The sequence below is a fragment of the Pseudomonas sp. PDM01 genome, assembly GCF_014852325.1.
GTDB classification, from domain to species: domain Bacteria; phylum Pseudomonadota; class Gammaproteobacteria; order Pseudomonadales; family Pseudomonadaceae; genus Aquipseudomonas; species Aquipseudomonas migulae.
This window is the reverse complement of sequence record NZ_JACVBK010000002.1, coordinates 142,560-168,913: the sequence shown is the minus strand read 5'-3', so window position 1 is coordinate 168,913 and position 26,354 is coordinate 142,560. Positions and strand designations below refer to the sequence as shown.

The following is a 26,354-nucleotide window of genomic DNA, read 5'->3' as shown; positions in this document are numbered from 1 at the left end:
AAGTTAACAGGCCTTATTGCCCTGACTGAAGCTGAACACGACCTGTCAGGCAAAAGCCCGAAACACTCTGCCGCTAGCCAGTAACACTTCAGCTGTGCAACATGGCGCGCGTGCCATCCACAAATGGGAATTCCCTTTATGAAACGTTTTCTTAGCATCGCCATGGCGTTGTGCATCGGCCTGACGATGAGCCTCGACGCCAACGCCAAGCGCTTTGGTGGCGGCAAGAGCTCCGGCGCTGCGCCGACTCACCAGACCAGCCAAATGGCTCCTTCTTCTGCTGCAGGTGGCGCTGCTGCCACTGCGGGCGCGGCCGGTGCCGCTGGCGCTGCCGCCAAGGCCGGCGGTGCTTCGCGCTGGCTCGGCCCTCTGGCCGGTATCGCGGCCGGTGGCCTGCTGGCTTCCATGTTCATGGGCGGCGGCTTCGAGGGCATGCAGATCTTCGACATCCTGATCATGGCCGTCATTGCCTTCCTGGTCTTCCGTTTCATCGCCGCTCGTCGTCGCAAGCAACAGGAGCACCTGGCTCCGGCTGGCGCCCCGATGCAGCGTGAAGTGTTCGAGCAGAAACCAAGCGCCATGGGTTCGATCTTCGGTGGTTCGGCCGCTCCGGCTGCCGCTCGTCCGGTCATCAACGCGCCAGCCTGGTTCAATGAAAAGAACTTCATTGAAGCGGCCCGCAACCACTTCCAGTCCCTGCAGCAACACTGGGACGCCAACGAAATGGACAAGATCGCCGAGTTCGTGACCCCGCAGCTGCTTGAGTTCCTCAAGCGCGAACGTGCCGATCTGGGTGAGGGTTTCCAGTCCACCTACATTGATAACCTCAATGTTCAACTGGATGGCGTCGATGATCGCGCCGACAAGACCATCGCCACCCTGACCTTCAGCGGCGTGTCGAAAACCTCGCGTTTCGACCAGGGCGAAGTGTTCAGCGAAAGCTGGAACATGGAACGTCCACAGGGTGAAAACCAGCCTTGGCTGGTTGCCGGTATCCGCCAGAACGGCTGAACCGACCTGCGTTAAATGTGTCGCAACAAAAACCCCGGCCTCGGCCGGGGTTTTCTATTTCACGGTTGCATCTATAGCGAGCTACTGTATAAACCGCCCCAACTAAACCGCGCCATACAAGCAAGAGGATCCCGGACGTGGAAGAAATCATCGAACAACTGCGTGAAGCCAACGAACCGGTACCGGTCCCCTTGGAGCTGCCCGACGAAGATCTGCTGGTCGAAATCGAAGAACAACTGTTCATCGACATCCCATTTGTTTTCAGAGAGTTTTTGCTGACCGTCAGCGACGTGGTCTACGGCAGCCTGGAGCCGGTGACCGTCACCGACCCGCAATCCCACACCTACCTGCCGGACGTTGCCGCCAACGCCTGGGACGCCGGTGTCGATCGCAGCCTGATCCCGATCTGCCAGGACGGTGACGACTACTACTGCGTCGAAGAAGACGGCACTGTAGTGCTGTGGCAAGCCGAAGAAGAGCTGATCGCCGAAGAAACCTGGGAATCGGTGTGGCACTGGGCACGAGACGTCTGGCTGGAAAGCTGAGCCGTCTGACGCGCCGCGTGGTCAATGCCCCGAAGATTCCTTGTGATTGTCCAGGGTTTCCAGCAAGGCCACCTGCATCCGCGTGTGCACGCGGATGAACCAGCGCCAGAGCAGCGCCGCCACGGCGGCCGCGACCACGACAATCAGCACCAGCAACTTGTTGGTCGGCAGAATACTGGCCGACAAGGCTGCCAACAGCAGGAAGATCACCAACAGCGAAAGGATCGGGATCACCTCGGCGATCACCCGGCGCACTCGCTGCGTGTGGCGGCCGGCCATCTCCGGTTTCACGCCCATCTCCGCCAACAACATCGACAGCGCCTTGAGCTTGCGATAGGCGGCGATGAGGAACGGCAGCGACAACAGCAATGCCCCTCCCCAGATCAACGCCTTCTGCCAGCTTGGGTCGCTGATCCAGTCCTGCAAATAGGGAGACATTCGCTCGGCAAAAAAAGCGCCCGAGAAGAAAATCGCAATCACCAGCGCCAGATTGACCCCCACCTGCAACAGAATCCTCCGGATCATCGACGCCAGTAGCGCACCCTCGCCTTGAGGCTGGATGCTGCGCAGCCATTCGCCATACATCCCCAATACGCGGCCCAACCGCTGCGGCATCACGCCAGCCAGTTTGATCGACAGCGGATCAGCCGCGCGGATCAGATACGGCGTCAGCAGCGTGGTAATCACCGACACCGCCACAGCGACCGGGTAGAGGAAGTTGCTGGTGACCTGCAGGGTCATCCCCAGTGCCGCGATGATGAAAGAAAATTCGCCAATCTGCGAAAGACCCATTCCCACGCGCAGTGAGGTGCGTCCGTCATTGCCGGCGATAAAGGCGCCGAGGCCACAGGACAGCATCTTGCCGAGTACCACAGCGACGGTAATGACTGCGATTGGCCAGGCGTATTGCAGCAGGATCATCGGGTCGAGCATCAGCCCGATGGCGACGAAAAAGATTGCACTGAACAGGTCGCGAACCGGCTCGATCAGTCGCTCGATCTTCAGCAATTGCCGCGACTCGGCCATGATCGCGCCAATCAGGAACGCGCCGAGCACCATGCTGTATTCCAGCTTGACCACCAACAGGCAGAAGCCGAAACACAGGCCCAGCACGGTGATCAGCAGCATCTCGTTGCTTTCGAATTTGGCCACGTAGGCCAGCAGGCGCGGCACCAGCAGAATCCCGATTACCAGCGCGACGATCATGAACAGCGAGAGCTTGCCGACCGTGGAAAACACTTCGCCGGAACTGACCGTGCCACTGACCGCGATGCTCGACAGCAAGGCGATGATGCCGATGCCGAGGATGTCCTCGACGATCAATACGCCGAAAATCAGCTGCGCGAAACGCTCGTTTTTCATCTTCAGGTCATTGAGTGCCTTGACGATGATGGTGGTCGATGAGATGGCCAGGATCGCGCCGAGGAACAGCGAGTCCATGGTGTTCCAGTCGAACCAGCGGCCGATTTCGTAGCCGATCCAGATCATCAGCACGATTTCCAGGAACGCCGCGATAAACGCCGTGGCGCCGACCTTGAACAGTTTGCGCAGGCTGAACTCCAGGCCCAGGCAGAACATCAGGAAAATCACCCCGAGTTCGGCGAGGGTCTTGATGGTTTCCTCGTCGTGGATCAGGCCGAAGGGTGGCGTGTGCGGGCCGATGATGAACCCGGCGACGATGTAGCCGAGGACGACCGGTTGTTTGAGGCGGTGAAACAGTACGGTCACCACGCCTGCGACCAGCATGATCACTGCCAGATCCTGAATAAAACTGATGGCATGCATGGCGTGGGGCTCCTTAAGGTCGACTTTCGGAGGTTAACACCGCGACTTCCGTCAGAAAGGCGGTGCAATATATGGAAACAGATCGATCCGGCGTGACGGCGATCACCCGCCCGGCGTCCCGATAACTGTGGTTTGAAAAAACCGAACAGGCACCCGCAGAGGTGCACTCCTCCGAAACCTGCCTTGAACCGTGAGAACGTTATGGAACCCGGAAACGCCCAGCTGTCGATGACGGTACTGATGACTCCCGACATGGCCAACTTCTCTGGCAATGTCCACGGCGGCACCTTGCTCAAGTACCTGGACGAAGTGGCCTACGCCTGCGCCAGCCGCTATGCCGGCCGCTACGTGGTGACCCTGTCGGTGGATCAGGTGATTTTTCGCGAGCCGATCCATGTCGGCGAACTGGTGACCTTCCTGGCGTCGGTCAACTACACCGGCAACACCTCCATGGAGGTCGGCATCAAGGTGGTGACCGAAAACATCCGCGAGCGCTCGGTGCGCCACACCAACAGCTGCTTCTTCACCATGGTTGCGGTGGATGACGACCGTAAACCCGCCGCCGTACCGCCGCTGCAACCGCAGAACAGCGAAGACAAACGCCGCTACATGCAGGCCCAGCAGCGTCGGCAGATTCGTCAGGAGCTGGAAAAGCGGTATCAGGAGATCAAGGGCGACGCCTGATACGTTTGACCGTTAAATCGCATTCGCGGGCAAGCCTCGCTCCTACAGGGATCGCATACAAACTGTAGGAGCGAGGCTTGCCCGCGAAGCTTTTAAAGGCTGATCGCGGTGGCTTCAAACCGCACGCGCGGATGCGCAATCCGGTCCTGCGCCCGCACCAGCTCCAACTCGTAACTGGCGCACGCCTGGGTCTCCAGCAGCACCTCATGCACCGCCGACGCAGCAAATTCGAACGCCGCCACCAGGCTGTCGCCCAACAGTACACGCGCCAGAAACAGGCCGGACGTCAGGTCGCCAACACCCACCGGCTGACGCGGAAACGCCAGCATTGGACGTCGCAGGTGCCAGCTGCCTTCGCTCGTCACCAGCAACATTTCGAACACATCCTCCGGTTTGCCGGGATAGGCCAGATGCTTGACCAGCACCGCCTGCGGGCCGCGTGCCAGCAACGCTTTCGCCATGGCCAGGCAATCGAACAGCGACTGCGGCTTGCGGCCCGAGAAGCTGTCCAGCTCAAGTTGGTTCGGGCACATGAAGTCCGCCATGGCTGCCGCTTCCTCCAGCAGAAAATCGCTGACTTCGGCCGGCACGCTGCACCCCTTCTCTGGATGGCCCATCACCGGGTCGCACAGATACAGTGCCTTGGGATTCATCGACTTGATCCGCGCCACGCCCGTCAGGATCGCCCGGCCCTGGGCTGCACTGCCGAGGTAACCGGACAACACCGCATCGCAATTGCCCAGCTCGCCAATCGCTGCGATGCCCTCGACCAATTCGGGAATCTGCTGCGGTGCCAGCACGTCGCCCGCCCATTGCCCGTATTGGGTGTGGTTGGAGAACTGCACGGTATTGAGCGGCCAGACATTCACCCCGACCCGCTGCATCGGGAAAACCGCGGCGCTGTTGCCAGCGTGGCCGAACACCACGTGGGACTGAATGGCGAGCAGATGGGGCGTACGTTTCATGCGGTGAGTTTTCCGTAAACCGATTGAAATTCAAGCCGCGCAGTATGCGACTAAACGCAGCCTGTACGACAGGCCGGCGACGCAGTTAAGCTGACACTATCTAGTTGGAGCACCCTGTTGATGCTGACCCTCGGAAATATCTTCGTGCTGATGCTGCTCGCCACTGGCGGCGCGTGGCTGTGGCACAACCATGGCTTGCGCGAACGCGCGCTGGAGCGGGTCAAGCTGCATTGCGTCAAGCTCGGAATCGAGTTGCTGGACGGCAACGTGGCGCTGAAAAAAATCGCCTTCATCAAGGATGCCAACGGTCGGCGACGCTTGGCCCGCGTGTACAACTTCGAGTTCACGGTGACCGGCGAAACCCGCCACAACGGCACCATCACCCAGTTCGGCGCCCACAGCGCGCAGATCGAACTGGCGCCCTACCCGATGCCGTTCGACGACACGCCTCCGGTGGTCGACGTGGCGAAGCCTCGCGCTGAAGTGATTGAGCTTAGTCAGTGGCGGCAAGAACACACAAAATGGCGTCCATAAATCATAAGATCGCAGCCTGCGGCAGCTCCTACAGGATTTCGCATTCCCATGTAGGAGCTGCCGCAGGCTGCGATCTTTTGATCTTTAATTCGACCGACAGTCGGCCAAACCTCTTTGCAGCAACTCAATATCCTGCGGCTCAGTAAAAATCAGCTCGATCCGTGAATCCCGACGCCATTCGCTGGGCTGCCAATCCAGCGTCGAGTTATCCAGGGCATTCGCTGAAACCCAGCCGTCGCTGCTGTGGATAACCAGCTTCGCCCGCCGCCAGGCAAGGCTTTCAAGCCATCGGCCAACGCGCGCGGAATCGAATGTCTGGCTCGGATGCCAGCGCCAGCCAATGCTCCAGCCCCCCTCCTGCTCCTGACTCAAGCAAATCGGCACCTCGGGATCGGTCCAGACGGTCGGCATCTGCGCCATTCCTTTGGGTTGGATGAAGTTATCCACACCCGCCACAGCCTTCGCCTCCAGGCCGGGCAACTCGCTCAATGGCAACCGCGCCTGTTGCGTCCAGTACACGCGACGCGCCGGCAACTGCGCAACGATTCGCTGACGATCGCTCGTGTCGAGGTTTTCCGACTTGTTCAGCAGCAACAACCCGGCGCTGCCCAACGCCTCCTGCTGCGTCACAGGCAGCGGTTTGCCGGCCGCCAGCGCTTGGGCATCCAGCACCAGCACGCTGGGCTGGACGGCCAGCACACCCAACCACGGCGCCTCTTGCAGTTGCCTGAGCAACTGCGCCGGATGGCCCAGCCCGGACGGCTCGATAAACAACCGATCCGGCCGCGCCTTGCGCAGCAAACGTCCGAGGCCGATCTGAAACGGCGCACCATTGACGCAACACAAACAGCCCCCGGCCACTTCGCCCAGTGCGATACCATCGGCGTCCCGGGTCAGCAACGCAGCGTCGAGGCCGATCTGGCCGAACTCGTTGATCAACACCGCCCAGCGCTCGTTCGCCGGCCGCTGCGCCAACAGATGCTTGATCAAACTGGTCTTGCCTGCGCCCAAGGGGCCGGCAATGACGTGCGTGGGAATGTTCTGCAACATGGTCGGTGTTTTCTGAGGAGGTAAAGGATGCGGTTGATTGGCTGGACGTTGCTTCTGGCGCTGGTTTGCGGCGAGGCGCTGGCCCAGGCTTGCGTAGTACATAGCACGGCTGAGCGCCTCGACGTGAAAGTCTGCCAGCAGAACCGCAACATCCCGGAAAAGCTCTTCGCCGACGGGTTCTGCCAGCCCAACCTTGCAGGCCAGAAAGTCGATGTGCAATACGTCGACCAATGCCCCGGCGGCGCATTCGGTGTGTGCAGCAACGCCCAAGTCGCCAATATGCCTTACCGACAGGATATTCACTATTACGGCGTGGCCACCGACGCGGCGTATCTGAAGCCGTTTTGCGAAGGCCAGAGCCAGGGCAACTGGCTCAAGCCTTGATTCGCTAACCCAACCAGTCGAGGGTCAGGATCAAGCGGCGCTCGCCCGGCGCGGGTTGCGGCGAGCGGTGGATCAGGCCAAAGCCTTCGTTGCCGTGCCATTTCTCGCCCTTGAGTAAAGCCACGTAACCGCTGCCGATGTGCTGGATCAGCGAATCATCCGTGGGTTCGGCTTCGGGCTTGCTCAATTGGCGGCGATCCATTGCCCCTTCCTTCAGCCATTCGCTGCCGATTCCGGCGTACGTGGTGATCAAGCGCACGGGCACATGATCGACGTGAAAACGCGGGCACATGGCCTTGTCCAGAACCCGTAGACGCACGCCAATACGCTTGGCGCCCAATAGACAGGCGAATGCGCTGACCAACCAGGAAACGTCGGCGATAAAGCCTTCGTAGCCCTCGAGATCGCTGAAGCCTGAGGCCAGTCCCTGCAGATTGGGCTCGGTGTCGTCACCGGGCATTTCCAAAACCAGCGACTCGGCCAATGGCTCGTTCAGGGACAGCAACAAACGGCCGAAATCGACGATGTGCACCGGGAGTCGGCGCTGCCAAATGGCGAGGTTCACACCGTCGTCCAGAATCCGTGCGAGGGCTTGCGGCGTCTCGCCCTGAACCTGGCAAATGACCGGTCGTAACTTCAAGGTCGGCGCCAGCATCACGCGGCTTCCTCTTCATGCCAGGGGCCGAACGGATCGGGTAGCAACCGCCAGCCCTCGACGCCGGACGCCATTTCTTCATCACTCAGCAGGCAGTCGTCGAGTTCCGCAGTGAGTAAGTTGAAGTCGATGTTCTGGCCAATGAACACCAGTTCTTGCCGGCAATCGCCAGTGGCGGCGGTCCAGTTTTCCATGATCCCGGCGGTGCTTTCTTCGTCCTGCGGCCATTGGGTTTTCGGCACGAAACGCCACCAGCGTCCGGCAAAACCATGGCGCATCAAACCGCCCGCCTGAGACCAACTGCCCGCGTCCATGGGTTTGCTCGCCAACCAGAAAAAACCTTTCGAGCGCAGCAGTTTGCCATTCACCCACGGACGGTCGATGAAGCTGAAAAAGCGCTGTGGATGAAAGGGCCTGCGTGCTCGATACGCCGTGGAAGCGATGCCGTATTCCTCGGTTTCCGGCACGTGCTCGCCGCGAAGCTCCTGCAACCAGCCTGGCGCCTGCGCCGCTTTTTCAAAGTCGAAACGACCGGTGTTGAGGATCTTTTTCAGCGGGATTTCGCCCATGACCATCGGGATGATTTCGGCTTGCGAGTTCAATCGTTCGAGGATCGCGATCAGCTCCTGACGCTCGCGGCTGCTGATCAAATCGATCTTGCTGATCAGGATCACGTCGGCGAATTCGATCTGCTCGATCAATAGGTCGGTGATCGAGCGCTCGTCCTCTTCGCCCAGGGTTTCGCCACGCGAGGCGAGGCTTTCGGCGGCCTGATAATCGAGCAGAAAGTTCATGCCATCGACCACAGTGACCATGGTGTCGAGACGTGCGATGTCGGCCAGGCTTTGCCCTTCTTCGTCGCGGAAGGTGAAGGTTTCCGCCACGGGCAGGGGTTCGGAAATGCCGGTGGATTCGATCAGTAAGTAATCGAAGCGGCCGTCCCTGGCGAGTTGGCTGACTTCTTCGAGCAGGTCTTCGCGCAAGGTGCAGCAGATGCAGCCGTTGCTCATTTCCACGAGTTTTTCTTCGGCGCGATTCAGGGTGACATCACGCTGAACTTCGCTGCCATCGATGTTGATTTCGCTCATGTCGTTGACGATCACGGCGACTCGCAGGTTGTCGCGGTTACGCAGCACGTAGTTGAGCAGCGTGCTTTTGCCGGCGCCGAGAAAGCCCGACAAAACGGTCACGGGGAGACGATTGGGCATCAGGTAGTCCTCACAGGAGATGCCCGGTCGCAGTGTCGGGCTTAATTCAATGTTATAGTATAACAATGCAATTAAACCACTCCCCTCTTGCCGGCAGTGACAAAGGGCAGGATGCTGAAGCCCGTTCGCCCCGAGAGAAACCCCATGCGCACTGCCTTGAAATTAACGCTGATAAGCGTTTCGCTGCTGCTCGCCGTAGACGCCTGGGCGCAAATCCCGAGCCTGGCCAGCTGCACCCGCAGCGCTAACCTGCTGGCCTGCGTGGATGCCGACGGCAACGCTTACAGCGTCAACACCGTCGGCAGCACGATCTACTTGCGAGGCTTCGAACGGGCGGGCAAGCGCTATTGGGCGCAAACCAACAGTCGCTACGGGCAACTGACATTCTTCACAGGGATCGCTTCCGACGGCGAAGCCTGGGTGGGCTACAACCGTCGGGTTGGCTGGACCACCATCAACCGGTTTTCCAGTTCCGGTGGCAGCAGTGCCAGGTTCACTTGCAGCCGGATCACCGGCTGCTAGGCCTGCGCTTTTTGCTGTTCTTGTTGCCAGGCGATGTAACTGTTGACCGGCGGATTCTTCTGGAAGTAGCGCTGTAATCCTTCGAACAATCCGTCAGCCACGGCCTGCTGATGCCGCGCCGTGACCAGCCGCTGACTGTCGCGAGCGTTGGAAATGAAGCCGGTTTCCACCAGGATCGACGGCACGTCCGGCGATTTCAGCACGGCAAATCCTGCCTGCTCCACGCGCTTCTGATGCAACGTGGTGATGCCCGCCAGACTACCAAGCACCGTGTTGCCCAACTGCAAACTCGCGGCGAGGGTGGCGTTCATCGACATGTCGAGAATCACCCCGGCCAGCATCGGGTCCTTGTCCTTGAGATTGAGCAGGCTGGTGGCGCCCAACAGGTCCGCGCCGTTCTCTCGCTGCGCCATGAAGCGCGCCGTGGCCGACGTCGCTCCGCCCTCAGACAAGCAATACACCGACGCGCCAGAAGCCGTGAGACGCGGCGCCGCATCGGCATGCACCGAGATGAACATATCGGCATTGTGTTTGCGGGCGATCTCCACGCGCTTGCGCAGCGGGACGAAGAAGTCGTCGTTGCGCACCAGTTTCACGTCGAAGCCCTTCTCCCGTTTCAGCCGCTTGGCCAGCAGCTGAGCAATGGACAACACCACATCTTTCTCACGTTCACCTTTGGCACCGACCGCGCCCGGGTCTTTGCCGCCATGACCGGGGTCGACCACCACGATGATGTCCCGTTTCGGGTGAGCCTTGTCGATGGCTGCCATGGGCGCTGCAGCGATTTGCAAGGGTGCCGCTGTCTTCAGGTCGAGTACCAGCCGATGACCCTGTCCGTCCTGCGGCGGCAGCAGGAAGCTGTTGAGCTGCACCGGGCCGCTGAGGTCGAGGACGATCCGCGTATCGCCCAGACCAAAGTGCCCGGAGCGGATCGAGCGAATCACCGTGTTGCCAAGCACCAGCTGGCTGAAGTCGCCACTGAGGTCGGCGCCACTGAGGTCAATGATCAGCCGCTCAGGCGCGCTCAGTGAAAAGGTTTTGTACTGCACCGGCCCGCTCAGATCGAACACCAGGCGCAGCTTGTCATCCGAGCGCCAGAGCCGCGCGTTGCGAATTTGCGTGGCGCCAACACCGAAGGGCAATGCGAAGGCCGCGCTGGCCAGGATCAAGTTGAGCAAGTGACGTCTGTGCATGGTGAAAGCCGCTCGTGAAAAAGGCGTAGTCGATTTTAATGTAATAACATAACATGTCGAACCGACTTCCACGATGGACCTGCTCATGAATGCGCTGACTCTGCCGGATATCGCCGCGCAGGCCTCACGCCAAGCCCTGCCACTTGAATGGGTGGGCATGTGCGGCATTGCTCTTCCAGTTTTGTTCGATGGCCAACGATTGAGCGTGAAGGCCGATGCGGGCGTGAGCCTCGACGATGGAGAAGCGCGCGGCATTCATATGTCGCGGCTGTACCTGGCGCTGGAAATGCTCGAACAGGAACGGCTGACACCCGCCCTGTTGCGGCGTGTCTTGCAGCGATTTCTTGATACCCATGAAGGTCTATCCCACAGCGCTTACCTGAACATTCACGCAGATTTGCTGCTCAAACGGCCAGCGCTGATCAGTCCATTGTCCGGTTGGAAATCCTATCCAGTCAGCATCAATGCGCGTTTGAAAAACGCGATGTTCCACGTGGAACTAAACATCGACATCCCCTATTCCTCAACTTGCCCCTGTTCAGCTGCACTGGCGCGGCAGTTGATTCAGCAGCAGTTCGTCGACGACTTTGCCAACCAACCACTGCAACACGCCGATGTTTTGGCTTGGCTCGGTACCACAAAAGGCATCGTTGCCACGCCTCACAGCCAACGCAGCAATGCACAGCTGAGGCTGCGTCTCGATGATTATCTCGATGACCTGCCACTGATTGCGCTGATCAACGACGCCGAAGCCGCACTCGGCACCGCCGTGCAAACCGCGGTAAAGCGTGCCGACGAACAAGCCTTCGCGCTGGCCAATGGTCAAAACCTGATGTTCTGCGAAGACGCCGCTCGCCGTTTGAATCTGGCGTTGAGGCGCTCGCCCGGCATCAATGCCTTCCACTTGAAAGTCGTCCACGCCGAGAGCCTGCACGCCCACGACGCCGTCGCCGAAAGCCGATGGAATTGGGAGGCCGCATGATTCGCTGCGAGGCGTTGCGCTGGGGTGCACCGGGCCAACCGCTCACGCCACCGGTAGATTTCGAACTGAACCAAGGCAGCCTGACCGCCGTGATCGGCGCCAACGGCTCAGGCAAAAGCAGCCTGCTGAAAGTCATCGCCGGCCTGCAAAAACCACTGACCGGCAAAGTGATCCTGGATGTTCCACGCAAAGGCTCACTCTCGTTCCTTCCCCAGCAACAGCACCTCGACCGGCAATTCCCGATCAGTCTGCAAGAGTTGGTCGCCGCGGGTTTCTGGGGCAGCAAGCAATCCCCCGACGTCCGAAGTCAACGCCTTAAAGCCGCACTGGAAAACTGGTGCCTGACCGGTCTGGAGCAGCGCCCATTGATGGCCCTCTCCGGCGGCGAATTGCAGCGCGCCCTGCTCGCCCGATTGAGCCTCGCCGAAGCGCCCTTGCTGTTGCTCGATGAACCTCACGCCGCCCTCGACGAACTCGGTCAATCACTGCTGTGGAGAAACATCCACGCCTGGCACGCCGAAGGTCGAACCCTGGTGGTCGTGTGTCATGACCTCGCCGCCGTGCGCCAACACATTCCTCAAACGCTGCTGATCAAAAGCAGCGGCTGCGTCCTCGGCTCAAGCACCGAGCTTATCCGCCAACAACCACAGACGCAGGTGGCCTGATGCTCGCCGCTGCCCATCTTTGGCAACCGTTCCACGAGTTCGTGTTCATGCGCCGGGCACTGCTCGGTGGATTGGTGTTGGCCTGCAGCACGGCACCGCTCGGCGTATTTCTGATCCTGCGACGCATGAGTCTGATCGGTGACGCGGTTGCTCACGGCATCCTGCCCGGCGCCGCGCTCGGATTCTGGTTCGCCGGGTTGAGCCTTCCGGCACTGACCTTCGGCGGCCTCGGTGCGGGCCTGAGCATGGCCGGGCTCGCGGCATGGATCACCCGCCGCACAGGTCTGAGAGAAGACGCGAGCCTTGCCGCAATTTACCCAATCTCACTCGCCAGCGGCGTGCTGATCCTCGGCATCGCCGGCAAACGCCTGGACCTGCTGCACCTGCTTTTTGGCTCGGCGTTGGCGGTCGACGGCCCGACGTTGACCGGCATGTTATGGGTCTCAGGGCTCAGCCTTATCGCCATGGCCCTCATCTACAAACCGTTGTTGCTGGACACCCTCGACCCACTGTTTCTGCAAACCGTCAGCCGTCTTGGTCCGCTGGCACACGGCGTATTCCTGACATTGGTGGTGCTGAATCTGGTGATCGGATTTCAAGCCATTGGTGCGTTGATGGTCGTCGGTCTGATGATGTTGCCCGCCGCCGCGTCGCGTTTCTGGAGCCGACGCTTGCCCGTGTTGATGGCCATCGCCGGGCTGCTCGGCTGCCTCTCGGTGTGGCTCGGCTTGTTGCTGTCGTTCTACTACTCGCTGCCCAGCGGCCCGGCGATCGTGCTGGTGGCTGGCGGCGGGTACCTGCTGTCCGTGGTGTTCGGACCGGTGCACGGCTTGCTGCGCCGCCCGCCCTTGCTCACATCCCAATGAGGTGTTTCCCGATGCGCGCTTTACTCGTGCTGTTCAGTTTGATGCTGTCGATGTCGTTGTCTGCGGCGGAAAAACTGCAGGTGGTCACCAGCTTCAGCATCCTCGCCGACATGACCCATCAGGTCGGTGGCGAGCACATCCAGATCACCAACATGGTTGGCCCCGATGCCGATGCTCACACCTATGAGCCGACCCCGGATGATGCCAAGGCATTGCTCAAGGCCAGACTCATCATCAAAAACGGCTTGGGTTTCGAGCCGTGGCTGGACCGCCTGGTGACCAGCACCGAGACCAAAGCCCCGGTCATCAGCGCGAGCCACGGCGTCATCCCACGCTCGCTGGATGAAGATGGCGAGACCGTCCCCGACCCTCACGCCTGGCACAACCTGGCGAACACCGAGCTGTACATCAGCAACATCACCAAGGCGCTGATCGCCGCCGACCCGGCGAACAAAGCCGACTATGTACGCAACAGCCAGGCCTACCTGAAACAGATCTACGCGCTGCTCGCCGAAGCCAAAGCCAAGCTCGGTTCGCTGCCACCGGGCAACCGCAAGATCGTCACGTCCCACGACGCATTCGGTTATCTCGGTCAGGCCTACGGCATCGACTTCATGGCGCCGCAAGGTCTGTCCACCGAGCGCGAACCTTCCGCCGCCGAAGTCGCTGCGCTGATCACCCAGATTCGCCAGGCCAAGGTCAAAGCGGTGTTCATGGAGAACATCAAGGACGCCCGCCTGCTCAAGCAGATTGCCGATGAAAGCGGTGCACACATCGGCGGCACGCTGTATTCCGATGCGCTCGCCGCCACCGGTCCGGCGAGCACCTTTACCGGGTTGTTCGAGTACAACCTCAACACCTTGTACGAGGCGTTGAGCAAGCCATGATCCGCAAGAATCCCTCAGGTGATTTGCCGCTGATTGCGGAGTCCGCCTACGTCGATAAGACCGCGATCATCTGCGGCAAAGTGGTGATCGGCGAGAACGTTTTCGTCGGCCCCTACGCGGTGATTCGCGCGGACGAAGTCGACGCCTCGGGCGAGATGGAGCCGATCACCATTGGCGCCAACTCGAACATCCAGGACGGCGTGGTGATCCACTCCAAGTCCGGTGCGGCGGTGACGATCGGCGAGTTCAGCTCGATCGCCCACCGCTCCATCGTTCATGGACCGTGCTCCGTGGGCGACCGGGTGTTCATCGGGTTCAACAGCGTGCTGTTCAACTGCGCCGTCGGTGATGGCTGCGTGGTGCGGCACAACTCGGTGGTCGACGGTCGCGACTTGCCCACCGACTTCTATGTGCCCTCCACCACCCGCATCGGGCCCAACACCGACCTGTCGCAATTCCCGCCGGTGAGCGTCAGCGCCTCGGAGTTTTCCGAAGACGTGGCGCGCACCAACGTCGATCTGGTGCGTGGCTACAAAGCCCTGCAAAACGAGTTCTGACCATGAACAACGTGCTGATTCGCAATGCCCGGCTGGTGAATGAAGGACGTGAGTTTGACGGTGATCTGTTGGTCGGCCATGGTCGCATCGTCAAGATCGCGAGCAGCATCGAAGGGGAAAATGCTGCCGTCGAAATCGATGCTGACGGCCAGTGGTTGCTGCCTGGAATGATCGATGATCAGGTGCACTTCCGCGATCCCGGCTCGCCCGACAAGGGCAGTTTCTACACCGAATCGCGAGCAGCGGTGGCCGGCGGTATCACCAGTTTCATGGACATGCCCAACACGAATCCGGCGACCCTGACGCTGGCTGCATTGGCCGACAAGAAGCGCCGCGCAGCGATCAATTCGGTGGCCAACTACGGCTTTCACTTCGGCGTGAGCAACGACAATCTCGACACTGTCGCCGCGCTCAATCCTTGCGAAGTGGCCGGCGTAAAAGTGTTCATGGGCGCGTCCACGGGCAATATGCTGGTAGACGATCCCAAGGTCCTGGAGCGGCTATTCGCTGAAGTGCCGACGATTCTGTTGGCCCATTGCGAACACACGCCGAGCATCGACGCCAATGCAGCGAACCTGCGAGCGCTGTTCGGTGAGCACATTCCCGCCTCAGCCCATCCGCTGATCCGCAATGCCGAGGCGTGCTTCCGTTCGTCCTCGATGGCCGTGGATCTGGCCAAGCGACATGGCACCCGGCTTCATGTGTTGCACCTGACCAGCGCCCGCGAACTGGCGTTGTTCGAAGACAAGCCACTGGCACAAAAACGCATTACCGCCGAAGTCTGTCTGCACCATCTGCTCTTCGACGATCGCGACTACGCAACGCTCGGCAACTTGATCAAATGCAACCCGGCGATCAAGACCCAGGCCGACCGAGACACCTTGCGCCGGGCCCTGATGAGTGATCGACTGGACGTCATCGGCAGCGATCACGCGCCTCACACCTGGGACGAAAAGCAACGTCCCTACTGCCAGGCACCGTCCGGCTTGCCATTGGTGCAACACGCCCTGCCCGCCCTGCTGGAGTTGGTGGCGGATGACGTTCTACCGATCACCACCCTTGTGGCCAAGACCAGTCACCGTGTCGCCGATCTGTTTGCGATTCCCGACCGAGGCTATTTGCGCGAAGGGTATTGGGCCGACCTGGTGTTGATCAAACCCGAACCTGGTGGCGTTGCCGTCTCCCAACAGCCGATCCTGTCTCAATGCGGCTGGACGCCCTTCGCGCAACGGCGCTTTCGCCACAGCGTGAGCACTACGTTGGTATCGGGGCAAATGGCGTGGCACGACAAATGTCTTAATGACAGCTGCCAGGGTTTACCGCTACGGTTTACACGCTAGTGCAGCACTCGAGAGCACCGACATGATCCACATCACTCTGAGCGATGGTTCATTGCGTGAATACGACCAACCGTTGTCGGTGTACGAGTTCGCCGCGAGCATTGGTCCTGGGCTTGCCAAAGCAGCCGTCGCCGGCCGGGTGGACGGCGTATTGGTGGACTGTCAGTTCTTGATCGAGGCCGATGCCCGGGTCAGCATCGTGACGCCTCAAGAACCCGATGGCCTGGAGATACTGCGCCGCTCCTGCGCATTGATGCTGGCGATGGCCGTGAAACAGCTCTATCCAAAAGCGCAATTGCAGACCGGATCGGCGCTGGGTGACGGGTTCTATTATGAGTTTGCCTTTGAACGACCGTTAAACCTGGACGACCTTGCGGGCATCGAAGCGCGCATGAAGACCCTGGCGGCGACCAATCATTCGATCCGCCGGCGCGAGCCGTCACCGCGTTCCAAGTACATGGAAAAACTTGCGACCTACCTGCTCGGGGACTTCGAATGTGTGTCGATGGGCCCGCATGCTCCGGCAACCAGAGTGTTGCAGGCATTCGCGCTCGATCACATCAGCGGCCTTGCGCCACAGCGGATCTATGGCACGTGCTGGTCTTGCCAGGAGGAACTGGACGACTGGCGGGCACCGCCGCACGTGATGGTCGTGAGCATGGATGATCGCCAAACGGATTACGCACAGTGGGTGACCGAGGCCTTGCGCCGAAGCGGCGTACGCGCCCGTGCGGACCTGCGCAACGAGAAGGTCCGCCACAAGATTCGCGAACACAGTCAGCAAGTGCCGTATCTGGTGGTGATCGGGGAGAAAGAAAAAGAAGGCGGGTTTGTCAGCGTGCGCAGTCGCACCGGAGAGGATTTTGGCCGGATGGCCATTGAGGCGGTGTGTGATTGGCTGAGATCAACGGGGATTGCGGGTGCCTGAAATGACGCCTTCGCGGGCAAGCCACGCTCCTACAGGGACGGTGTAAAACCTGTAGGAGCGAGGCTTGCCCGCGAAGCTTTTAAGCCCTTGGCTTCACTGTTCCACAATCCTGCCCCAACCACACCGCGCGAGTATCAAGGCTACCCTTCTGCTGAATGCCGGTAGCGTTGAACGTGCCATTCACCTTGGTGGTGAACTCACGATCACTGAGGAATGTGGCCACACCCGCACCCTGCGCTTTCGGGCAGCTGAAGCGGAATTTCCACTGGTTACCGGTGCGCTCGGTGATTTCCTGCTTGCAGCCCGATTGCGGATCCGTCAGCGGAATGTTGTCGGTCTTCACTTGCTCCGGCGTCAGGCAAGCCCGGATCCCCTTGCCGCCCATGGTGATGCCCTGCTTCTCCAGCTGCGCGCGCTGTTCAGGCGTCATTTGGCTCTGTATCTGGCCGAGGATCAGTTGCAGATCCGGCATGTTCTGGTCATCGACCTTCATGTTGCTCGAGGTCAATTCCCACAAACCCGGCTGCAGCATCTGCGCCTGAGCGGCCACCGGAAGTGCTAAACCTAAAGCTACGGCCAAACCCAGCAGACGAACGTTCATTGAGTAACTCCTGATCGATAGTGGCCGTTAGACGTCAGCCACGGGCTTCGGTTCATGGGCCAATTAAATAGCGACATTCTGCACGGAACATGGTCTGTTAAGCACTGAATCTTCAGGAGCAAGGCTGCCCCCATGGATTACTTTGGACCGCACATTTTCGGTTACCTGATCGCCCTGCTGCACTCGTTAGGCATGATCGCCGCCATTCATGCCGTGTTGTCCGTTCGGACCGCTCAGGGCTCGATCGCCTGGGCCTTGTCGCTGCTGTTCATTCCCTACTTCACGCTCATTCCCTATCTGGTCTTCGGCCGCAGCACCTTCGATGGCTACATCAAGGCACGGCGGCAGGCCAACGAGGAAATGCGCAAGGCCATCTCCGATTTGAACTGGCGCCCGTGGGTCGAAGAAGCACTGACCGCCCGTGCCTCCAACGCCTACGCATCATTGAGGGCGATGCCAAAACTGGGCCGCATGCCCTGCCTGGCGAACAACGAAGTCAGCCTGCTGATCAACGGTCACGCCACTTTCGAGGCGATCTTCGAGGCCATCAGCCAGGCTAAGGAAGCCGTGCTGATCCAGTTTTTCATCATCCACGACGACCGTCTGGGTCAACGCCTGCAAACCTTGTTGCTGAAAAAAGCCGCCGAAGGCGTCGCCGTTTATTTACTGTACGACCGCATCGGCAGCCACTCCCTGCCCCACAGTTATGTGCAGCCGTTGCGCGATGCCGGTGTCGAGGTCAAAGCTTTCGCGACGCGTAGCGGCTGGCTCAATCGCTTTCAGGTCAACTTCCGCAACCATCGCAAGATCGTCGTGGTGGACGGCGTGTTGGGCTTCGTTGGCGGGCATAACATAGGCGACGAATACATGGGCGAGAAACCACCCCTCGCCCCTTGGCGCGATACCCACGTGCGGGTGCGCGGGCCGGTGGTGGCGTGCATGCAGGAGTCCTTCGCCGAAGACTGGTTTTGGGCAGCGCGCTCGTTGCCCCCGTTGATACTGCCGGACGCGTATCCGGACAACGGGGTGCTCTGCCAATTGCTTGCCAGCGGACCGGCAGATTCCTACGAAACCTGTTCATTATTCTTTGTCGAAGCCATTCACGCGGCGACCGAGCGGGTGTGGATTACCAGCCCCTACTTCATCCCCGATGAAGCGGTGTTTGCCGCCTTGAGGCTGGCGGTTCTGCGCGGCGTGGATGTGCGATTGCTGCTTCCTTCACGACCGGATCACCGCATCGTCTACGCCGCCTCCAGCCTGTATGCCTTCGAAGCCGTGCGCGCCGGTGTGCGGGTATTTCGCTACCAGCCCGGTTTCCTGCATCAGAAAGTGGTGTTGATCGACAGCGAAATCAGCGCCATCGGCAGCGCCAATATGGACAACCGCTCGTTCCGGCTGAATTTTGAAGTGATGTTGCTGACTGTCGACCGAGTGTTTGCCGGCGAGGTGGAACAGATGCTCAACGACGACTTCGATCAGGCGCATGAAGTCGCCAAAGAAGAAAGCCGGGAGACCCACCGCCTGCAACAGGTCGGCATGCGGATCGCCCGGCTTATTTCACCGATACTTTAAGGGTTGTAGATGTCGTCGCGGGTCCAGGGCAGTTCATGGCTGCCATCGGGGTGGGCTTTCACTGCGAGGATCTGATGCAGGTTGATCCAGCCCCGGGCGAATGCATAAGCACATCCCGCCAGGTACAGCCGCCAGATTCGCAAGGCCTGCTCCGGCACCTGCCGGGCGGCCGCTTCCAGGTTGTCCTCCAGGCGCTCGCTCCAATGGTCCAGGGTGCGCGCGTAGTGCAGGCGCAAACTCTCGACATCGACGATCTCCAGCCCCGCTTCGCTGATCTCGGCAGAGATCATCGACAGGTGCGGCAGCTCGCCGTTGGGGAACACGTACTTCTCGATAAAATCACCCGCGCCGCGTCCCACCGGCCGGCCATCGGTGTGCTTTGCGGTGATGCCGTGGTTCATCACCAGGCCGCCCTCTTTCACCGCGCCGAACAGGGTTTTGCAGTACTCGGCCAGGTTCTCGTGCCCCACATGCTCGAACATGCCGACGCTGACCACTTTATCGAAGCGCCCGTCTTGAGGCAGATCGCGGTAGTCCAGCAGTTGCAGCTCGACCAGATCGTCGAGGCCTTCCTCCTTCACCCGCTCACGGGCCAGGGCCAGTTGCGCTTTGCTCAGTGTGATCCCGAAGACCTTCGCGCCAAACTCCCGCGCCGCATAGCGCGCCAAACCGCCCCAGCCACAGCCGACATCCAGCAGATACTCCCCAGGTTGCAGGCGTAGTTTGCGACACAGATGGCGGAACTTGGCTTGCTGGGCCTGCTCAAGCGTTTCGCTGCCGGTCTCGAAATAGGCGCAGGAATACGCCATGTCACTGTCGAGCCACAGCTGATAAAACGCGTTGGACAGGTCGTAGTGATAGGAAATCGCCTTGGCGTCGGTTTCCTTGTCGTGGGCAGTGCGAACAGGCTGACTGTCGATGTCGCCCAGCAAGGCCTGACTCCATTCATCAACGACGCGGATCACCTCGCTGATGGAGCCTTCCAGCTCAAGTTTGCCCTCGACGAATGCCGCTCCGAGCGCATCGAGGCTGGGATGAGTCAACTGGGTAACCATTTGTGGGTCCTTGACCACAATCGTGACGCTGGGCGTCGGCCCCAGATTAAATTCATGGCCGTCCCAGAGTCGCAGGCGTAGCGGTAACTGCAGATTCTGTAAGGCCGGTGGAAGTTGCGCGAGCATGGAATATCCCCCTTGTTTCAGACGTCTGATGTGAGGGTAGACCATCCTTGAAAAATAGCAGGCTATCGAATTAATAGCCGTTTTCTATGATTTGCAGCGCTGGAAAAAAGCGCCGCAAAATCACAGAAGTGATTGCCCTCACACTAGATGACTGCGAATTTCGCGCACAGTTCTGAAATGTTCACATCGCTTAGACGTCATCCTTCATCTTGAGCAACGGCTCTTGGAAACGCAGCAGCCGTCCGGCGTTGCCCAATACCAGCAACGTGCTCAGGTTATGCAGCAGCGCAGCAATCATCGCCCCTGCCGCACCGAGCCAGCCGAAGGCAGCGAAAGCGACAATTGCCAGTGTCCAGCCCAGACCGATGATCACGTTGACCTGCAAGGTTTGCCGGCATTGGCGACTCAAACGTACGCAAGTGCCGAGCCGACGCAGGTCGCTGCCGATCAGCACGATGTCGGCTGAAGCCAAGGCAATATCCGCACCGCCCGCCCCCATAGCGACGCCCACCACACCGGCCTTGAGTGCCAGAGAATCATTGATGCCATCCCCGACCACCATCGGCCGGAAGCCGCTGCCGATTTCTTTCAGCACACGGTTGAGTTTGTCCTCGGGCAAGGCCTGGGCTTCGACATCGCTGATCCCGACATCCAGGGCCAACGTATTCGCGACGCTTTGGCGATCGCCGGTGAGCAACAATTGCCGGCCCAATCCGAGTTCACGTAACTCACTCAAGGCAAACCGCGCTTCAGGCTTCACGCTGTCCGCGAGCAACAACCAGGCCAGGAATTCACCCTTGAGCGCCAACCCGGCGATCGGGCCATCGTGTTCAGGAACCGCTGAAGTGGCGATTGCCAATTGCGCAAACAACTCCGGTCGCCCGAGCGCCGCTTCACCCTGCTCAGTCATCGCTACCACGCCCAGGCCCTGACGTTCGTGAATGTCCGTGAGCAGCAGAAAATGTTCCTGGCTAACCAACCCGGCGAGCGCGCGACTGACCGGGTGACTGCTGGCGGAACCCAGGCTGGCAGCCAGTTTCAGCACGTGGTTGCGATCTTCCAGCGGACTGTCGATCGATTGCAGGCGCAAGGTGCCGAAGGTCAGCGTCCCGGTCTTGTCGACCACCAGCGACGTCAAATCCGCCAGCTCTTCGAGAAACGCCGAACTGCGAATCAGAATCCCGTGTCGTGCGGCAACCGCGACGCCGGCAATCGCCGTGGCCGGTGCCGACAACACCAACGCACACGGACAGGCTGCCACCAACACCGCGAGCATCGCTTGCGCATCGTTGGTGATGAACCAGGTCACTGCGGCCAGCAACAACACCAGCACCATATAGCTACCAGCGTAGCGCTCCAGCAAACGGGTGATTGGCGGCTTGGAACGCTCGGCGCTTTGCATCAGCGCGATGACTTTACCGAGTGTCGATTCATTGCCGGTACGGGTCACTTCAATGCGCAGCAGGCCATCAAGGTTGATCGCCCCGCCGAACACCGTCATGCCGACGCCCGCCTCCACCGGCACCGACTCGCCCGTGATCGATGCGGTATCGAGACTCGCCTGACCGGAGAGCACACGACCATCGGCCGGCACCCGATCACCGGCGCGGACCTCCACGCGGTCGCCAGCCTTGAGTGTGCCGTTGTCGACTTCGACGATGGTGCCATCCGCCTGAACCTTGCGCGCATGGCTGCGTGTCAGTTTGCCGAGTGCGTGAATCGCCTCCTGAGAACCGATCACACTGCGCTCTTCCAACACATGACCGAAGATCATAATGATCGGCAATAACGCAGCGGTCAGCAGATCGCCAGTCGCCCAGGCACCCAACATCGCCAACGCAATCAACTGATCGGTGATCCCGTGCAAGCTGGGATAACGCAGGCTGTACCAGGCCGAACGCATCACCGGCACGGCCACCAGCAACGAGGCAAAACCCAGCAGCAATTGACTGACGCCCGTCTGCTCCGGCGACCACCAGCGCCAGATCAAACCGAGCGCCAGCAAGCCGAGCGCGAGCATGGCCAGGGTCAGTTGGCGTGCAGCGCTGCGTTGTTCGGCCGAGGACAACATGCTCGGTGCGGCGGCAGTTTGGGCGGTCATTGTGCAGCTCCCTGAATGATCAGGCGGGAATCGTCTTTCGGATTAACCGTGGTCACCGAGCCGGCCTGACCGAGGATTTTTGGCAAGCGCTCGCGGTAAATGCGCAACAGCATTTGCGGGTCGGTGCCTTGTTGTTGCGCCTTGGCCAAGCTCAATACCGTGGCCGTGTCGGCGGAGGCTTTGGCCAGCCGTTCGCTGGCTTGAGCGTGGGCGACTTGCAGCGCACGGTCGGCTTGCTCGTTGGCGGCCTGGGTGAGTTTCTCGGCTTCAGTGCGAGCATTGGCAACGGCTTTGTCGGCTTGCTGACTTGCCGTCAGAACGGCGTTGAAAGCATTGACCGCAGGTCCTGGCAGACTCGACTGCACATCCACGCGCGCCACTTCGATCCCCAGTCCCTGCCCGGTTGCGGACAATTGCGCGAGTCGTTGATTGATGCCTTGTACCAAATCCCCGCGCAGGCGTTCGCGTCTTTCCGCCGCTTGATTATCCGCGCCGATCAACTCCGGGCGCGCCACCAGGATGGTGTCCAGATCTCGTGCGGCGGTGAGTGCCACGGCACTGCGGGTCACCAGGCGATCCAGTGCCGGTAGCACGTGTTCACCTTGAACAACAAACGCATACGGTTCGGTGACTTTGTAAAACACCCGCACATCCAGTTGCACCACACCCGCGTCACCCGTCAGCAGATAACCGGAACCTGCCAGCGCATCACTGAGCGGCGTGGCGAAAGTGGCTGCTCGGTCGGCCTGCAGCGCAGCATCGCTGCGCAGCAGATTATCGACTCGACGCTCGATCACCCGATCCGCCGCTGGCAACAAAACCACTTGCTCGAACGGCCTCGGCCACGCCAACAGCAGACCGGCATTCTGAATGCGATCCAGCGCGCCAAAGTGCAATACCACCGCGCGATTTTGCGGGTCGATTTGCCGCACGTTGGAGAATGCCCACGCCAACGCGGCCAAGACTGTCACCGCATACAGGGCGAGAAAAGCCAATCGCCCGGCCTGAATCCAGGGGCTGCTTAACTCATTTGTTCCACGTGGAACCAAACTCATGGCTGCGATCCGGACTTTTTATCGAGCGTCGGCGGACCGTCAACCAACACCCGGAACGGCGCGGCATCGGTGCGCAGAATCAGTTTGGTGCCAGGTGTGACGATGGTGCCCAAGGTGTCGAGGGAGCGCAGCAAGTTATACAGCTGCGGCGAACCCGCGTAAGCGCGGCCGTAAATCTGTGCGGCTTCGACCCGGGATTGAGCCTCGATGTCGGCAGCTTTTACTGTCGCATCGGCCTGGACGATTCGCGCATCACGCTCGGCAGCAGAGCGAATTTGCGCCGCTTCACGTTTGCCGATGGCCGTGCGTTCGGTGGCGATTGTTTCACGCTCGGCGCGCATGCGATCGACGGTGGCGGTCAGGGTCACCGACGGCAAGGTCAATCGTTCGATGCCGACTTGCAGCACACGAACGCCATAAGTGGCGAGTAACTGCTGATCGATTTGCTGACGCAACTGCGCTTCAAAATCAGCGATGTGCACCTGGCTGGCATCGGTGTTCACCAGATTGGCTAGGTCAAAACTGCTGGCCGTGGTTTCCAGCGCCGAGCCGACAAAGGTGCGAATCTGCCGCGCCGCTTCGTCCGGCTGATTCTGCACGGCGCGCATGAAGCGCTGCACATTGTCCGGATCGCCCTGCACCTGCCACGCCACGTAAGCCTGAACGATGATACGCAAACCGTCGCGCGTGCCCACATCCTGCAAACCACTGGACGTGGTGCGCAAACGCAGATCGACCGGAATCGCCGCTTCAAAAGGCGCGGGCCAACGCCAGCCCAGCCCCGGCTCCAGCAACACCCGCGACGGATTACCGAAGCGCGTGATCACCGTGGCTTCGCCGGAGCGCACCTGCACCAGGCTCGCGGCGGCGATGGCAAACGCCACCAGCAACGCCGCCCACCCCATGCGCCGCCACGGGAATGGACCCGCTTCCTGCGGATCGCCGTGGTGGTGATGGTGATGCCCGTGGTGATGCCCGCCATGGCCGTGATCGTGGCCGGCGTGGTCATCATGATCGTGAGTGTGCGACTGGCTCAATTGGCAGCTCCTGGCTGAGCAGTTTTACGCGCCGATGCAGGGTCAACCGGCAGCGTGAAAGTACGGAGGTCGATGGTCGGCGCGTTGCCGCTGCCGCCCAGACGATGATCGAGAACCAGCAACCTGGCGTTGGTCAGGCCTTGGGAGAGCTGGCTGAAATACTGTTCCAGCACGAAAGCCTGGCCCGCGCTGGCGTAGGCCTTTTGCTCGGCGCTGAATTTCAGATCGGCCGCTTGCGCAGCCGCATTGATTTCACGCGCGCTGGCCGTCGCTTGATCCCGTGCGATGCTGGCCTGCAATTGCGCCTGATTGGTGGCCTCTGCAGCCGCGCCGCGCTCACGCGAGATCAAGGCCTGCGCAGCAATTTGCGCCGCTTGCACACCGTGATAAGCGTTGGCCGCGCCGGCCGGTGGGTGAATCGCTTCGACCACGGTCGCGAGAATCTCCACGCCGCTGTCGAGCTTTTCCAGGTCCGCCTGCACCGCGCGGCCAATCTCTTCGGCAAGCCCTACCCTGTCCTCACCGAGTAGTCCGTCGAGGGTACGAGACGCGAAGTCGTGCACCAGAATCCGGCTGGCGGTGCTGCGGATCAGTGCCGGCACGTTGGCGCTGTTGTACGTCGCGGCCAACGCCGCTTGATCCGTGAGGCCGATGCGATAGACAAAACGCACGTCCATGTTGACGATCTGGAAGCTCTGTTTGTCGGCGCGACTGCTGGCAATCACCTGAGACTTGTCGTTCACATGACTGGCGTCCCACAAGCGATTGGCCGTCGTCGGCGCCGGACCTTCAGCCGGTTCAGCCACAATCGGCGCCGTCGCTTCGCCAACACTGGTGGCCAACTCGTGGACCACGCCGTTCTCGACACTCAACACTCGACCCAGCGGCCATGGCAGACCTGCGTGCAAACCGGGGCCGAAGACCTCCACCGGTTTGCCGAAACGCTCATAGATGCCCCGCCCTTGCAGGGAAATTTCGTGAATGCCAGTGAGCGACCAACCGACCAGTGCCACCACCGCCAGCACCGGAACGAATGCCCGGCGCATGTAAGTGAAGGCCCAGATCTGCCGCAGATCGATGCCGAAGCGGTTATGTAATTCGTGTTGCAGCGCCAGCAACGGTTGGGGCGGCCAGCGCAGCATGTCGGCGACGAAACTTCGCGCCAGCAACGCAGGTTCGAGTTGTTCACGCTGCGGACTGAACAGTGACAACACCGCGCGTAGCAACAGCTCGACCGCGACCAGACCCGGCAGCAGGCCAATCAGTACAGCCAGACGTACCGGCCAAACCGACGCTTCGCTGCCGAACAACAGGCACAGCGCGCTCAACACAAGACAGATGATTGCCACGCGCGTCAGCTGCGCCAGCGAACCTGCTTCGGGCCACTGGGCCACGTTTTCCTGGGCAAGTTGCCGCTCCAGCACCAGCAAACCGAAGGCCAACAGTAACGACAAGGCCGCCGCGACACTCGCGGAAAAACCGAGCGCAGCGGGAGGCAGGGCCAGGTTCCAGACTTGATTGATGCTGAACACGACCAGCAGCGCCCAAGCGCCAAGCCACAGCGTCGAGGCGCCGATCTGCGCCAGCAGCCGCAACCATCGCTGGCTGATCCGCTCCAGCAGCCGCTCATACCAGCCCTCCGGCGGTGATTCAGCGACGACTTCCACAGGGAGCATCGCAGGGTTCATCGCCCTTTCACGCCACTGCGTCACCCACCACGCCGATTGCAGCCCGGCGACCAGCACCAGCAAACCGGCGCTCTGATTGACCAGCACCGCAGGCCAAAGCGACTGCGGTGCAAACAGCCCGACGAAAAACGCCAGCACCCAGCCTGCTCCTGCGAGCGCGCCGAGGCCGATTGCCAACTGCCGCAATCGCCGCCCTTGAAAGACTGCCTGCTGAAAGCGCGGTAGCCCGGCTACCGTTGCGCCCTCAATCTCGAGATCGACTTGCATACCACCCCAGTGATTTTCTTTGCTCACGTCGCAATTCGTTACGATATAACGAAAGCCGTGAAATTTTCGTACTAAATCTCTTTATCTAAAG

General features: G+C 60.6%; 26 protein-coding genes. 14 read left to right on the top strand and 12 right to left on the bottom strand.

Translation table 11 applies throughout. The features are described 5' to 3' along the window. The first annotated feature begins 138 nt into the window (after window positions 1-138). Together IB246_RS05350 and IB246_RS05345 are read left to right on the top strand one after the other, a co-directional pair. Entirely contained in the window at window positions 139-1,011 is an 873-nt protein-coding gene (locus IB246_RS05350) for a Tim44 domain-containing protein (RefSeq protein WP_192229995.1), read from the top strand. Window positions 1,012-1,148: 137 nt separating this feature from the next. After that, window positions 1,149-1,556 (top strand): SMI1/KNR4 family protein, encoded by a 408-nt coding sequence (locus IB246_RS05345; protein ID WP_003187120.1) that lies wholly within the window; start codon window positions 1,149-1,151, stop codon window positions 1,554-1,556. A 21-nt stretch (window positions 1,557-1,577) separates the two neighbouring features. Here IB246_RS05345 and IB246_RS05340 read toward each other — a convergent pair whose 3' ends face one another. Beyond that, entirely contained in the window at window positions 1,578-3,341 is a 1,764-nt protein-coding gene (locus IB246_RS05340; RefSeq protein WP_008027455.1) for a cation:proton antiporter, read from the bottom strand. 201 nt (window positions 3,342-3,542) lie between these two features. Here IB246_RS05340 and IB246_RS05335 point away from each other — a divergent pair, with 201 nt between their 5' ends. Further along, window positions 3,543-4,025, top strand: a complete 483-nt coding sequence (locus tag IB246_RS05335; protein WP_008027457.1) for an acyl-CoA thioesterase — start codon at window positions 3,543-3,545, stop codon at window positions 4,023-4,025. A 92-nt stretch (window positions 4,026-4,117) separates the two neighbouring features. Here IB246_RS05335 and pdxY read toward each other — a convergent pair whose 3' ends face one another. Then, window positions 4,118-4,990, bottom strand: a complete 873-nt coding sequence (gene pdxY / locus IB246_RS05330; protein ID WP_008041336.1) for a pyridoxal kinase PdxY — start codon at window positions 4,988-4,990, stop codon at window positions 4,118-4,120. A gap of 120 nt (window positions 4,991-5,110) precedes the next feature. Between pdxY and IB246_RS05325 the strand changes: the two genes are divergently transcribed. Beyond that, on the top strand, window positions 5,111-5,524 hold the full coding sequence (locus IB246_RS05325; RefSeq protein ID WP_008027461.1) for a DUF3301 domain-containing protein: 414 nt from the start codon (window positions 5,111-5,113) through the stop codon (window positions 5,522-5,524). Window positions 5,525-5,608: 84 nt separating this feature from the next. Here the strand turns inward: IB246_RS05325 and IB246_RS05320 are convergent, their stop codons facing one another. Then, the gene (locus IB246_RS05320; protein WP_008041339.1) at window positions 5,609-6,574 is read right to left on the bottom strand and encodes a CobW family GTP-binding protein; all 966 of its coding nucleotides are present in this window, start codon (window positions 6,572-6,574) and stop codon (window positions 5,609-5,611) included. A 27-nt stretch (window positions 6,575-6,601) separates the two neighbouring features. On the opposite strand from IB246_RS05320, the gene IB246_RS05315 reads away from it, so the two are divergent. After that, a complete protein-coding gene (locus IB246_RS05315; RefSeq protein ID WP_008027465.1) occupies window positions 6,602-6,958 on the top strand; it encodes a hypothetical protein in 357 nt (118 codons plus the stop codon). A 4-nt stretch (window positions 6,959-6,962) separates the two neighbouring features. Here IB246_RS05315 and IB246_RS05310 read toward each other — a convergent pair whose 3' ends face one another. Together IB246_RS05310 and zigA are read right to left on the bottom strand one after the other, a co-directional pair. Beyond that, entirely contained in the window at window positions 6,963-7,613 is a 651-nt protein-coding gene (locus IB246_RS05310; RefSeq protein ID WP_008041340.1) for a DUF1826 domain-containing protein, read from the bottom strand. Continuing rightward, window positions 7,613-8,821, bottom strand: a complete 1,209-nt coding sequence (zigA, locus tag IB246_RS05305) for a zinc metallochaperone GTPase ZigA (protein WP_008027470.1) — start codon at window positions 8,819-8,821, stop codon at window positions 7,613-7,615. Before zigA ends, IB246_RS05310 begins: the two co-directional genes overlap by 1 nt. Window positions 8,822-8,965: 144 nt before the next feature. On the opposite strand from zigA, the gene IB246_RS05300 reads away from it, so the two are divergent. Then, complete coding sequence (locus tag IB246_RS05300; RefSeq protein ID WP_008041342.1) at window positions 8,966-9,343, top strand: hypothetical protein; 378 nt, start codon at window positions 8,966-8,968, stop codon at window positions 9,341-9,343. Here IB246_RS05300 and IB246_RS05295 read toward each other — a convergent pair. Continuing rightward, complete coding sequence (locus tag IB246_RS05295; RefSeq protein ID WP_008041344.1) at window positions 9,340-10,536, bottom strand: N-acetylmuramoyl-L-alanine amidase; 1,197 nt, start codon at window positions 10,534-10,536, stop codon at window positions 9,340-9,342. The genes IB246_RS05300 and IB246_RS05295 overlap by 4 nt on opposite strands. A gap of 85 nt (window positions 10,537-10,621) precedes the next feature. On the opposite strand from IB246_RS05295, the gene folE2 reads away from it, so the two are divergent. Genes folE2 through IB246_RS05260 form a run of 7 tightly spaced genes read left to right on the top strand, consistent with a single transcriptional unit; the run spans window position 10,622 to window position 16,761 of the window. Next, a complete protein-coding gene (gene folE2 / locus IB246_RS05290) occupies window positions 10,622-11,518 on the top strand; it encodes a GTP cyclohydrolase FolE2 (RefSeq protein WP_008041346.1) in 897 nt (298 codons plus the stop codon). Beyond that, on the top strand, window positions 11,515-12,183 hold the full coding sequence (locus tag IB246_RS05285; RefSeq protein WP_008041347.1) for a metal ABC transporter ATP-binding protein: 669 nt from the start codon (window positions 11,515-11,517) through the stop codon (window positions 12,181-12,183). The genes folE2 and IB246_RS05285 overlap by 4 nt, the downstream gene beginning before the upstream one ends. Next, complete coding sequence (locus IB246_RS05280) at window positions 12,183-13,049, top strand: metal ABC transporter permease (protein WP_008041350.1); 867 nt, start codon at window positions 12,183-12,185, stop codon at window positions 13,047-13,049. Before IB246_RS05285 ends, IB246_RS05280 begins: the two co-directional genes overlap by 1 nt. An 11-nt stretch (window positions 13,050-13,060) precedes the next feature. Beyond that, complete coding sequence (locus IB246_RS05275; protein WP_008041352.1) at window positions 13,061-13,936, top strand: metal ABC transporter substrate-binding protein; 876 nt, start codon at window positions 13,061-13,063, stop codon at window positions 13,934-13,936. Then, a complete protein-coding gene (locus IB246_RS05270; protein ID WP_008041354.1) occupies window positions 13,933-14,493 on the top strand; it encodes a DapH/DapD/GlmU-related protein in 561 nt (186 codons plus the stop codon). The genes IB246_RS05275 and IB246_RS05270 overlap by 4 nt, the downstream gene beginning before the upstream one ends. Window positions 14,494-14,495: 2 nt before the next feature. After that, window positions 14,496-15,833 (top strand): dihydroorotase, encoded by a 1,338-nt coding sequence (locus tag IB246_RS05265; RefSeq protein WP_008041355.1) that lies wholly within the window; start codon window positions 14,496-14,498, stop codon window positions 15,831-15,833. A 22-nt stretch (window positions 15,834-15,855) separates the two neighbouring features. Further along, entirely contained in the window at window positions 15,856-16,761 is a 906-nt protein-coding gene (locus IB246_RS05260) for a His/Gly/Thr/Pro-type tRNA ligase C-terminal domain-containing protein (RefSeq protein WP_008041356.1), read from the top strand. Between the two features lie 79 nt (window positions 16,762-16,840). On the opposite strand, the gene IB246_RS05255 is transcribed toward IB246_RS05260, so the two are convergent. Continuing rightward, window positions 16,841-17,362, bottom strand: coding sequence for a DUF3617 domain-containing protein (locus tag IB246_RS05255; RefSeq protein ID WP_008041357.1), 522 nt, complete (start codon window positions 17,360-17,362; stop codon window positions 16,841-16,843). Between the two features lie 132 nt (window positions 17,363-17,494). Here IB246_RS05255 and cls point away from each other — a divergent pair, with 132 nt between their 5' ends. After that, window positions 17,495-18,934, top strand: coding sequence for a cardiolipin synthase (cls, locus tag IB246_RS05245; protein WP_008041359.1), 1,440 nt, complete (start codon window positions 17,495-17,497; stop codon window positions 18,932-18,934). Here cls and cfaB read toward each other — a convergent pair. The 5 genes from cfaB to hflK (IB246_RS05220) all read right to left on the bottom strand — a co-directional run bounded on the left by cfaB (window position 18,931) and on the right by hflK (IB246_RS05220) (window position 26,263). Continuing rightward, window positions 18,931-20,115: a C17 cyclopropane fatty acid synthase CfaB gene (gene cfaB / locus IB246_RS05240; protein WP_008041360.1), complete on the bottom strand. Its 1,185-nt coding sequence runs from the start codon at window positions 20,113-20,115 to the stop codon at window positions 18,931-18,933. The two genes, cls and cfaB, sit on opposite strands and share 4 nt — an antisense overlap. Before the next feature lie 190 nt (window positions 20,116-20,305). Continuing rightward, entirely contained in the window at window positions 20,306-22,216 is a 1,911-nt protein-coding gene (locus tag IB246_RS05235) for a cation-translocating P-type ATPase (protein ID WP_008041361.1), read from the bottom strand. Next, window positions 22,213-23,271 (bottom strand): protease modulator HflK, encoded by a 1,059-nt coding sequence (gene hflK, locus IB246_RS05230; RefSeq protein ID WP_008041362.1) that lies wholly within the window; start codon window positions 23,269-23,271, stop codon window positions 22,213-22,215. Before hflK (IB246_RS05230) ends, IB246_RS05235 begins: the two co-directional genes overlap by 4 nt. Next, on the bottom strand, window positions 23,268-24,308 hold the full coding sequence (gene hflC, locus IB246_RS05225) for a protease modulator HflC (protein WP_008041363.1): 1,041 nt from the start codon (window positions 24,306-24,308) through the stop codon (window positions 23,268-23,270). The genes hflK (IB246_RS05230) and hflC overlap by 4 nt, the downstream gene beginning before the upstream one ends. Then, entirely contained in the window at window positions 24,305-26,263 is a 1,959-nt protein-coding gene (hflK, locus tag IB246_RS05220; protein ID WP_032832634.1) for a protease modulator HflK, read from the bottom strand. Before hflK (IB246_RS05220) ends, hflC begins: the two co-directional genes overlap by 4 nt. Window positions 26,264-26,354 lie beyond the last annotated feature (91 nt).